Consider the following 11,759-nt stretch of genomic DNA (forward strand, 5'->3'; position numbering starts at 1 on the left):
CCCAGGGGAGAGGGGTTGGGGGTGAGGGGGAGCGCTTGGGCTCCGGAGCAGCTACCATCGCCAGTGCAGGGGATCCGGTGAAAAGAATGGCATGGCTCCGGTTCACAAAGCTCTGGGGTGGGGCGAGTTTGCTCGGCTGGGTGGTCTTCCCAGGGGCTTCGGCCTTTGCCCAACTGGAGTTGGATGCCCAACTGGGCCGCTCCCAAATTGTTTTTCCCAGCAAAGATTGCCCCGCCTGCAACCTAACGGGGGCAGAACTGCCGGGAGCTGACCTCAGGGGGGCCAACCTAAAAGAAGCGATCCTCAGACAGGCCAATCTCCAAGCTGCCGACCTCTCCCAAGCAATCCTCAATCTGGCCGATTTGAGAGGGGCCAATCTGAGTGGCTCAGCTCAGGCAGGGGCTTTCTTGTGGGAAGCCGATCTGGCGCAGGCCAACCTGCAGCAGGCGGATCTGACGGGGGCCAATCTGCAGGTGGCCAACTTAAGCGGGGCCGACTTGCGTCGAGCCATCCTCACCGGCGCCGACCTCACAGGGGCCAAGTTACACAATGCCGATCTGCGGGGGGCCGACCTGCGAGGCGCTTTTCTGGAGGGGGCGGATCTGACCGGCGCCCTGTACAATGCCCAAACCCGGCTGGATCCCACCTTTGACCCCCAGGCCCGCGGCATGGTCTTGGTGAAGCCATAACCCCCCTCTCCCCAAGGGAGAGGGGCTGGGGGTGAGGGCGCTTTATTTGGGATCCCCCTTTGGGCAGATTAAAACCAGCACCCCCTCGGCTGGGATCCCCTGCCATGACTTCCCCTGTCCGCGTTCTCATTGCCGACGATCATCCCCTCTTCCGGCTGGGGCTGAAGTTTGCCCTGCAAGCCCAAGGATTTGAGGTGGTGGCCGAAGCCGAGACGGGATCCCAGGCCGTCCACCATTGTCGCAGTTGCCCCATCGACGTAGCCATTTTGGATGTGCGCATGCCGGATGGGGATGGGATCGCCGCCTGCCAGCAAATCACCGAGCTGGGCCTGCCGGTGGTGGTGGTGATGATGACCACCTTTCAAGAGCCGGGTCTGATTGAGGCAGCCCGCCGCGCCGGGGCCAAAGGCTACCTCTCCAAAGAAACCGACCCGGCGGAATTGGCCCGCGTCATCCGTCAGATTTTGTCCAACCCCGAACGAGACTGGCTGCCCGCCCAACAAGAGCTGCCCAAGCTCACCCCCCGCGAGCTGTGTGTGCTGCAACTGATGAAGGAGGGCCTGGCCAACAAGCAGATTGCCCGCCGCCTGGGCCTGAGCATCGAAACTGTCAAAGAATACGCCAGCACCGCCTACCGCAAGCTGGATGCCAACGACCGCGTCACCGCCCTGCTCAAAGCACAGCAACTGGGGATCCTGTAAGGATGGAGTCCAACCCCCCCTTCCCAGAGGGAGAGGGGCTGGGGGTGAGGGCAGCCTGGCCAATTCCCCCCCGAGGTGGGGATTTGCGGTGGCCATGATCACCGGCATACTGTTGCTAGCTTGGCATCTTAACAAGGGATCCCTGGGGTGCCGCCTTCCCCTTCACGTTGTCCGAGATACGGTATGTCTGCTCCTTCCACGCTGCTGCTCAAGCTCACCCTGCGCTTGCTCGCCTCTTTGAAAGCACGGGTAGATCGGCGCAAGATTCGCGAGCGGGGCTTCGTCCTGCCGGTTGCCATTTTGATCGTGCTGGTCTTGAGCTTGGTGACGGTGGGGCTGCTGACCCGCTCCACTCAGCGCAGCATCCAAACCCAGGTGGAACGAGCGGGGCAAACCATTAGCCGACAACTGAATACGGCCATTGACCGGGCTAGAGCTAAGATCGAGTACCTAGTTCGGGATCCCCGCCTGCCCAACAGCGCCCCGACGGATGCGCAATTTGCCGCAGCCCTCATCAACGATGGGGCAGGGGGTCTGCTTCCTCGGGATCCCGATGAGCCCTACATCCTCCCCGACGAAACTCAGTTCGTGATCGCCACCAACATTCAGGTGGAGGATCCGCAAAATCCGGGACAAAACTTGAACGTCCGGGTTCAGGCGCCCGCTTGGTGGTTCTTGGCGGATACCGACAACAATGGCATCAATGACTCCGTAACGGTTTATACTATCCTGAACACCCGTCGGGCTGCCGGCAGCGACTTTGAGGCTAACCTGACGGATACCGAGCGGGCGCGGCGGCTGCTGATCCGCAGTGGGCCACTGCAGGGTTCGGCCTTGGCGGGGTGTACCGATTCTCCGGCTGAACAGACGGTCAACCCCAACGTGGGGGATTGGTTCCAGGTTGGCTCTGCGTTGTACAAGCCCTTTCAGGTGTACGCTGTAACTTTGCCCATTGAGGGAGCCGACTCCACCACCCGTGCCATTTCGGCTTTGCAATTTCAGCAGGATCGGCGGAGGGATCTGCTTAACAAATGGGGAGCCTTCAGCCGCGGCGACCTAGAGTATTTCTTCACTCCTGGCTACAACTGGAACGGTGCCATCTACGCGGGGGGCAGCCTCTTTTTCCGTTACGCCAGCAACAATTTGTTCCGAGCTTTCACCATCAGCTCCGAGCAGTCTTGCTTCTACATGCCTGTCGATAACTCTGAAATTACAGCCTTTGGCGAGCTGGTGGCAGGGGCTATCGGCTATGCCGGGCAGGATGCAAGCGACACCCTAATTTTTGATGCCCACCCCGGCGTGGCGGATGTGCCGCCAAGTACGCCCCTTCCCCGCCTGAATAACCTCAATTTCGATTCGGTTCAAAACACCGCAGCTCCTGAGATGGTAGCTCTGGATCCGCTGGAGCTACAGCTTTTTGGCCGCATTCGCACCCGCGGAACCTACGCCCAGGATCCAGCGGGATGGTCAGTCTCTCCAATTAATGTCAAGCGGAATTCAGCGAGTGGCCCACCAGGACGAGTTCAAGCAGGCGGCTTTCAGTCAACGGAAGACCAAGTCTGCCCCCCCTACGTGGACGATGTTTACCGGGCCGACAACCGCTTTGGCCCCAAGGCCAGCTATGACCGCCCACCGGTCAGCCCTGATCCGGCAAGGGGCTGCGATGTGGACACCTTTGGTGTCAGTGCTGGTGCTCCGATCCCTGGGGATGCTCAGAACAACCAGAGGGAATCTCTAACGCAAGACAACCCACCCCCAGGCGCCCTTTCCGAGGTGGGCTTGGATGGCTATTGGGAGCGGCGGGCCCGCGTGGAAGGGCTGCGGGTGATCGTGGGCCAGCGGCTGGAGCTGACTCGCACAGATTCTTTGCCTTTGCCTTTGGTGCCCACCGGGGATCCCAACGATCCCACCAAGTTGCAGCCCATTTTCATCAGCAACGAGGCGCGGCAACGGCTAACGCTACGGGATAACCCAGCGGCAGTGCAGGCCACAGCCGTTTACCACTACAGCCACAGAGATGGCCGCTTTCCGATAGCCTGCCTGGCTACGGTGGCCCACCCAGGCTCTCCCTGGAGTTTGCAGCGGGCTTCCACGTTCCCCACAGGCAACCAAGCCAATCAATTGGGCATCAACTTCTTCACCGGGCAGGGCACCAATGTCTGGGAATATGACCCAACCCCGATGCAGGCTCGGCTAGCTCCGGGCACCCCCTTGTGGACGGCCCTCACCAACCTGGCCAATTTTGCCGGCGATCCCGATGGGGCCTATCCGCCGCGTCAAGAGGCGGGCCGCATTCACCCGGATCCGTTTATTACGGCCTTTGGCAACTTCTCGGAGCTGCGGCGGGTTATTGATATCGTCAACCGAGGCACCTCTGTTGACCAATTGAGCCTAGCCGACCAAACCACGCTGCAAACGGCAGGCTGCATGCTGGGCATGCTGGCCGATAACATTCTGCGCATTCGGGAGGCCGCCAATGCCGGGGATCCAGCGGCTCAAACCCTCTGGAACGACATTCAAGCCAGCCGAGCTGGGAACCGAGAGGCGGCCAATCGGTTTTATCTGCCGCTGCGCTACATCTTCCCGACCACCAGTTTCAACCAGACGGATACCCTGGAAACGGAGCGGCGCAGCGCTTACTCCTTCCTTCCGAGCACAGTCAGCTATCAGGCTGTAACCAACTTAAACGAGGTTGCTCTGGAGCCCCGTTCTGGAATTGGCAACTGGGCTTTGCCCCATGCCCCAGCCAATTGCACTGCTGCTGGCCCCAATAGCAACCAATTTGATCTCATTCGGATTGGTAACCAGTGTCATCGCGTGCCCTTCAAAGATTCCGTCTTTTACGATGGCCGCGAGGCAATGGCGGTGCGGGCCCTCAACATCGACCTGGCCCTGCTGACCAACAACGTCAACGGACAGGCCAGGGGGTTGATTAACGGGGACACTTGGCTGCCTGCCGGCATTGGCGAGAACCGAGAAGGAGGGATTTTCTACGCCTTCCGGGAAGATGCCGTGCGGGAAGATGCCATTGCCCGCCCACCCTTGGGCACCTTTAGCACTTACCTGACCAACTGGCGCAACGCAAACGCCCGCGGCACTTTGGGCAGCGCCGGTATTATGAACGCCGGTCAGCCGAATCGAGACACGGCCAACGGCCAAACGGTCTGGGATCCCCCTGTTTCTGATCAAAACCTCAGCCCCAAGCCGGTGGACTACTATGCCGATCCGGATCGGCGGCCCTACGGCTTCCGGCTGCGCAACGGGGCGGTGCTGGCCCGCGGCGGGTTCAGCCTCGATAGGGCGATCTTCGGTCTCTCCTTTGTTTCCGACAACCCCGTTTATATCCAAGGGGACTTTAACCTGCATCAGACGAAGAGCGGCGAGCCCCTGGAGGAGTTTACCACTCGCCTTGCCTTCGGAGCAGACGGTCTTTACAGCAACTTCTACGGGCGGCGGCGGGCCAATGAAGACCGGCGCTTTGCCCGGGCGGCGGAGGATCTTTGGCGGCCCAGCGACGTGTTGGGCGACTCGGTGAACATCCTCTCTGCCGACTTCTGCGATGGCAGCATCGACGATGCCTTTGTCCAGGATGGCACCCTCAATGGCGGCGGCGTTAACTACAACCCCAGGCAGGACTACGACGGTGGGCGGGCATCAGCCCCTCGGCGGTGGGATTACTACGGCTGTCTCAGGGGTGAGAAGGACAGGGATAACCTGGGATTCAACACCTCCTTCCTCAACCAGGCCCTGGTAATCCGCGGCAACAACTGGCCGGCTCCGGATCCCACCAGAGGCGGCGCTGGTGTCCTCCGCTTCGACAACACCAACGGGGCCCAGAACCTGGGCGACAACCTCAACCAGCCGGGTTGGCCGGATGTGTTTGCCCGCGACACCATTCTGGCTCCCTTCGACAACGCCGATTCGGATCCCAATAACGATGACAGAACGGCGGGCGGTGGCGTGCCGGCAGTGCGGCCCTTGCGGGCACCCGATGTGGGCTATGCCAACTTCGGCACCCGCATCTCCGCTTTGGGCAACCCGGTGCTGGATACCTCCCGCTGGGTGATGGTAGCTCCACCTGGGCCTTGCCCGAGCCCTGGTGGCTCTGGGTTGCTGGCCGAGTACTACAACGGCTGGCTGACCAGCCCGCGGAACCAGTACAACCGCAACACAGGGTTTGCCACCAACCCCAGTGGACAGGCGGTGGGCCCCCTGCCTCCAGCCGCTCAAGAGGCCAACCTGCCCTACTTGCGGGCGGTGCGCTGGCCGGATCCGGTGTTCCCGGCGCAAGGAGTACCTGACGCCATTGGTCAGTTTAACAGCAGCGTTACCACCAATAACGGGTTTACCAGCGGTGCTCACACTTGCCCCACGACCAACTTGGGCAGCGCCAACAACGACCAACGCTGGGCCTGTGTGCGAGATGCCATCAATAATCCGAGCAACCTGGCCCCCTTTGCCCGCAGCGGTAGCGGTTTCCCTTGGTGGGGCGGCTTCCAGTACTTTTTTGGCACTAGCACATCGCTGGACTCTCGCTCGCCTTTCAAACGGCGGCTGTACAACAATCCCCCCAGCTGCAACGGCTCTTTGTCTGACATCCTGCAGCCCCTCTGCCGTTTGTCACTACCGCCTGGCAGCCCCGATCGGCGGGATCGCGGCGATTGGTTCTGGATGCCCAGTTGTGGGGAGCCCGATGGCAACAATGGCTTTACGAATCTGCTGACCGATGCAGATGAGCTCAACTTCCCGAGTCACTTCAACTTCTGGCGCTCCTGCTGGCGGCGTAGAAGCGGCTCAGGGCCGAATGGCAACAGCAACGGCAACGACTTTTTCGTGGTGCGCTGGGTAGGGGAGCTGTATCCCCGTTGGTCGGGCCTGCAGAGCTACCGCATTCTCAACGGCGACGACGGCGTGCGGCTGATCATTCGACGGCGGGACGACTCCAGTGCCACTTTTGTCAACAATGGAGCCTGGAACGGAACTCCGCTCAGCCTAGGGCCCAATGCTGCGGGTGCCGAAGCCTGGCAGGATGGCGGCGGTAACCTGGTCACCCTGCGATTAGAGCTGGAGTGCGCGGATCCATCCCAGCCCTCGCCCTACTTGGTGGAGATCCAAACTTACGAAAATACCGGCAGTGCCTCCCTGCGCTTTGCCACCCGCGATGGCAGCGAGTTGGAAGACTACGACCTGCGGTACCTGAAGCCGCTGCAGGGGGTAAACCAACCTTGCCAGCCGGATCCGCTGAAGCCTTTAGCACCCAACCAGAAGTACTGCGCAACCCCCCTCAACTGCGATCCCATCTGGACAGACTGGACTCCTGCATGTAAAACCGACATCTGTGTGGCCACCACCATTACCCAAACCAAAACGGCCACCTTTCCTGCTGGCTGCCCTGGCACTCCGCCGACGCCGATGACTCGCCAGTTCACCTGCAATCCTCAATTTAACTATGGGACCTGGTCGAATTGGTCGCCCGACTGTACCCCAACCCAGCAGTGCAACAAAACCACCATTACCCAAACCCGCAGCCGCACGGTAACGCCGCTCTGTACCAGCCAAAGCCCCTTCACCGAAACCGAAACCCGAGCCTTTACCTGCCAGCCTCCAGGTGCTAGCTGCGGTGCTTGGTCTGAATGGACTCCTCCTTGCACCTTGGCCAACGGTGGCACCAATGTCACCCAAACTCGCAGCCGCACCTGCACAGTGGCAGTTTGCGGAACCAGCTACACCGAGACGCAATCCCAGACGGTCAACTGCCCGCAGACCTGCAACTACAATTGGGGGCCTTGGTCGCCACCCGATTGCAGCCAGGTCAGCGTTTCCTGCGGCCAAACCAAAACGGTTACCCAAACCCGGATAGGCAACCGGATTGACGCCACCAGCAGCCCAAGTTGCCCGGCCACCAAAACGGAGACGCAATCTTTGAACTGTCAAGGCCCTCCCTGCGGGCCAGGTACCTTTGCGCCCGAGGCTCCCGGCAAGAGCCCCTTGGGCGAGTGGATGGCGGCCAAGCCCAACACGGTGGATCTGCGCCCCGTCTGGGAAATCCAAGCGGATCCGGAGCCGGAGACCATCAGCGTGAATACGGTGGCTACTGCTCCTGCCGAGGGAGTGACGATTGCCCTGCAGCCGGAGCTTTCGCCAGTGCTGGAGGTGAAGGCGGGGGTGCCCAAGCCGTCTAAGTGGCCTAACCCTGCTGAAGCTTTGCAGGCGGCCTTCAACTGGATGTTTGGCGAACCGGCCTATGCTGCCCGTGCCGGACTGAAGGGCAATTTGCCCTCTCAGATAGCCAACCCCAGCAAAGAGCCTGGCATCCGCCCTGCTGAGAATATTGGAGCTAAGATTTCTGGAACTCCTGCTGTGGGTACCGATGACTGGGCCCGGCAACTGCGGCGGCAACTGCTCAACGGCAGTGGAGAAATTCGCTGTGGCGATGAACAGGTCACTCCCTCAGACGGTGGCTTCTGGGTGCCGGGGGTATTTCGCCCCAACTTCAACGACCGCTTCAAGTACACCGCCTACACCGGTGACAGCCGACCCAGCACTCTGCGTACCTCTCCTAAAGGTGCCGATCCTACCTTCGAGGATCTCAACAAGAATGGCATTTGGGATCTGGAGGAGCCTTCAAATGTTTTGGAGCGGGATCCACTGTTTGGGTTAGACTTGCCGGATCGGCCAGAGCTAGAGATCCAACCCCAGATGGCGCTCAACCCTTACGCCCGCGTCAACAAAAGCGCCGCGACCCAAGCCTACACTCCCGCGTCCAAGTATGCGGACGGATACTACATTAACCACAAGGGCAGTGAAGATATTCGCAATGGCCTCTGCTTCTACGTCAAGCCCAACGGCAACACCATCCAGGTTCAGATCGACCGTAACGGCGGCGATGGCGATGGCCTGGTCTGGGTGGATGTGGAGCCGTTCACTCTCAGCATCAATCAACCCACCACCGGCTTTGCAGGCAGCAACCCCGTGCTGGGGGTGATCCTGGACGAGGTGACCCGTCGGCCCATTCCGATCCCGCGCTTCCAGGAGCTGGCCCCAGCCGCAGCCGACTTGAACCAGCGCCGCCGCAACGACAACGGCACCCAAAACCGGCAGCTCCAGCCGGCCAGGGAAACGCGGGTAAATGCCATTGCCATCAGCGGTGTGATCCCGTCTCGGCTGGATCAGACGGGCGGGGGCATGCACAACTTCCTGCGCCTCAACGAGCTGTGGAGAGATGTCAACCTCTTTTTCAGCGGCTCGATGATCCAGCTCAACTACAGCACCTATGCTACCGGCCCCTTCCTGCAGCACAGCTTTGAGCCACCCGATCTGGTAGCCGATCCAACCTTTGTGCGGGGCTACGACTACTACTACCCACCCAACCGCCGCTTCGGCTACGACGTGGGTCTGCAAATTGCCCGTCGTCCCAGCGCGGTGTCGGCCCGCTTCCAATTCCCCTCCAATACCCGCACCGAGTTCTTGCGAGAGCTGGATCCTCAGGATCCGTATGTGCGGCGGCTGCGCTGCGGGCTGCAAGCTCAGCCAGATGTGCCCCTGCAGGCGGCTGCTCGGATTGGAGGCTGCAACGAATTCAACTGATATTGACTTCCCATGCCAGGGGTAGATTCAAGATAGGCAGATCTGGGCGAGCGCTGGAGGGGATATGAAAAGGTGGCGGCTTTTGCGGCAGCAATTGGAAGCAGAAGGCTTCACGCTCATTGAGGTCTTGGCCTCGGTGGTCATCGTGGCTTTGGCCATGGCTGCCCTTGCTCCTGCTCTCACCCTGATCGCCTACCGGCGGGCCATGACGGAGCGGATAGAAGTGGCCAATCAACTGGCCCGGGCTGAGGTGGATCGGATCCGCACGCTGGTTGACCTGGAGCTGGCCGCTAACCCAGTTGCCTTTCAGAACCCGGCTCAGTTGGCCCGTCTGCCCAGAGTTGGAGCGAATCCCCTGGCAAGTACCCCAGCACCGGCCACTATGGATACTAACGGGGCCAATTATTCGATTCGCTTGGCTCAAATTCAGTTGCCAGGACGCAACCCTGAAGAATATGTCATTCAAACCTTTCGCAGTGGTGGTGGAGATTGTATTGACCGACGCAACAACACCGTGATTGCGGGGGTTCCCTGCACCTTCCTGATGGGGGTGAGGGTTTACCACCGCTTTTCTTTTGACCCAGCGACCCGACAGGCCCTTCCTGGGTTGCGAACCGAGTCGGTCTCTGCCAACCAGAACTTGGCCAATGCCGATGTTTGGCTATTTCCCATGGCCAGCTCGATTGTAGAAATCAACTTGGCTGCCAATTTGGGCGATGTTTGCCGGGGGATCCTGGCCAGCGTCCAAGCCAGCGGTGGAACCCCAGCCAGCAACTGTGAGGCATTTCCTCTGCCCGGCAGCCCCTAGCTCATTGCCCTGAGGCGGATTGGCAGGATCCCTCTCTGGATTTACAAGATATAAGGTAGTGGTGTTTCCCTATGTTCAAGGTCTTACGCCGGAGGGTTAATCAGAGTGCGGGGTTTACCCTCATCGAGCTTTTGGTGTCGCTGGTGGTAGCCTCGATCTTTCTGTTGGCCACGGGCATGATCGTCATTGAAACCATGCGGGTGGATCGGGAAGAGACGGGGCGCACTCAGGTGCAGGCGGAGCTGACCCAGGCCATGCAGTATATCCAGCAGGATCTGGCGGAGGCGCTTTACATCTACAACGATGCGGAACAGCCCAACGGAGACGGAACGCCAGATCTCATTCAAGAGCTTTACACCCCTGGCTGGATTCGCCGCCCCGATGGGGCCATTCCAGTGGTCGCCTTTTGGAAGCTGAATCCGATCCCACGCGATTGCTATCAAGGCCCTCCGGCGTTGCAACAAATCCGAGAAGGCCGAGTAACTTTGAAGGAAAGACCTTCAGGCATTTCCCAATCTGATTGGGAAAACATTCGCAGCCGCCGCAACATCTACACCTTGGTTGTGTATTACTTGCAGCGCAACTACAACAACGCCGGTAACCCAGACGGCAGCACCCCCTGGGAGGGTAATGCGCGCATTGCTAGGTTTGAGTTGCAACCTCTTAATGACACATGCACTGAGCGCAGCCGATTTTTTGTCGAGGATCCGGATCCCTTCCGGGAAGGCTTTCTGGTTTGGCCCTCTGAGCAAGCTAGGGCTCGCCAAACTCCCATTGCTGGGGCAGGCAATCAAGGTAATCGACTGGTAACTCTGGTCTCCAACATCTTCAGCAGCCGGCAGGACAGCCCCCAGGTTGCTCCCCCTTGCCCACAGGGCTATGCCTTTGGAGGAGGCCGACCCAACGGGGTTACCTTCTCGGGGTTGGGGGTCAATCAGAACGATGTGGGTTTTTATGTCTGTGTCCGGCGCGGTGGCTCTGCGAGCCTTCCCCAAGATGTGATTGTGAACATTACAGCAACCGCTATGGAACGCTCCAGCCCTGGTTTGTTCCGGCGCTACATTCAAGATGCGACGAGTGTCGATGCGGAACAGGTGTCGCGGTACTTGACGGCGATGCAAACTCAAGTTTTAGCCCGTGGTGTGTTCAATCGTCAAGCCTAGTCAAGCCCATATGACTTGCCCAGAGGGGGGATTCCTGCCTATGCTGGCCTCGGTGAGCGGATCTAGACGGATTGCACCTGCCCAGACAAGGGGCTTTACGCTGATAGAAGTCTTGGCGGTTATTGTCATCATCGGCATCTTGGCTGTGCTGGCCGTTCCCTCTGGGATCAACATCTGGGCGCGGATCCAGCTTGAGGATGCGCAGAACAGGGTGGAGCGAGCCTTGCGCACTGCCCGCACTAACGCCAGAGCCTCTCTCCTGGGCCGAGCTTGGGTGGTGCAGGTGGACAATTCGGATCCGATCGTTCCGACTCTGGTCATCCAAGATGGGGAGGGCCTTTGCGATGAACCCACCCCCTGTCAGCGGCTACGCCTGAACAATTTTGTAACTGTAGCCAACACCTTCAATGACGGAAGGGCGGTTTTTGAATCCGATGGCCGGGCCCGTCAACTGGGTCGCTTTGTAGTCAGCAGCACCTACTCTCAGGGAGAAAACCGCTGCGTGGTGGTAAGCACCTTAATCGGTACCATTCGCAAGGACAACAACCCTGAGTGTGGCAGCGTGGTAGAGGGAGAATAGTTGGGGTAGGATGGTCGGACTGCCGCCCTCACCCCCGGCCCCTCTCCCAAAGGGAGAGGAGGGTTTGGGGGGCTGGTAATGCTGTAGGTTCCTTCTATGCTCACGGCTTCCCCACCGCTTGTTTTTCCCTGGCAAACTCGTCAGCCGTCTCTCTTGGTGCTGGCGGATGGCACTTCCTTTGCCGGTTGGTCTTTTGGGGCGCCGGGCACGGCAGTGGGCGAGGTGGTGTTC

Annotated in this window: 6 protein-coding genes; all 6 read left to right on the plus strand. The window is 60.1% G+C overall.

Going from position 1 to position 11,759, the window contains the following annotated elements:
- Nucleotides 1-689, plus strand: a 689-nt coding sequence (locus NW856_RS01265) for a pentapeptide repeat-containing protein (RefSeq protein WP_414398692.1), incomplete at its 5' end; no start/stop codon positions are given.
- Between the two features lie 104 nt (nt 690-793).
- Nucleotides 794-1,390: a response regulator gene (locus NW856_RS01270; protein WP_414398694.1), complete on the plus strand. Its 597-nt coding sequence runs from the start codon at nt 794-796 to the stop codon at nt 1,388-1,390.
- A 183-nt stretch (nt 1,391-1,573) separates the two neighbouring features.
- Nucleotides 1,574-8,977, plus strand: coding sequence for a hormogonium polysaccharide biosynthesis protein HpsA (hpsA, locus tag NW856_RS01275; RefSeq protein ID WP_414398696.1), 7,404 nt, complete (start codon nt 1,574-1,576; stop codon nt 8,975-8,977).
- 64 nt (nt 8,978-9,041) lie between these two features.
- Complete coding sequence (locus NW856_RS01280; RefSeq protein ID WP_414398698.1) at nt 9,042-9,785, plus strand: prepilin-type N-terminal cleavage/methylation domain-containing protein; 744 nt, start codon at nt 9,042-9,044, stop codon at nt 9,783-9,785.
- 71 nt (nt 9,786-9,856) lie between these two features.
- A complete protein-coding gene (locus tag NW856_RS01285) occupies nt 9,857-10,948 on the plus strand; it encodes a type II secretion system protein J (RefSeq protein ID WP_414398700.1) in 1,092 nt (363 codons plus the stop codon).
- 40 nt (nt 10,949-10,988) lie between these two features.
- The gene (locus NW856_RS01290; protein ID WP_414398701.1) at nt 10,989-11,528 is read left to right on the plus strand and encodes a Tfp pilus assembly protein FimT/FimU; all 540 of its coding nucleotides are present in this window, start codon (nt 10,989-10,991) and stop codon (nt 11,526-11,528) included.
- The last annotated feature ends 231 nt before the right edge of the window (nt 11,529-11,759 follow it).

It is taken from the genome of Synechococcus sp. R3-13 (genome assembly GCF_047462195.1).
GTDB lineage: Bacteria > Cyanobacteriota > Cyanobacteriia > Thermostichales > Thermostichaceae > Thermostichus.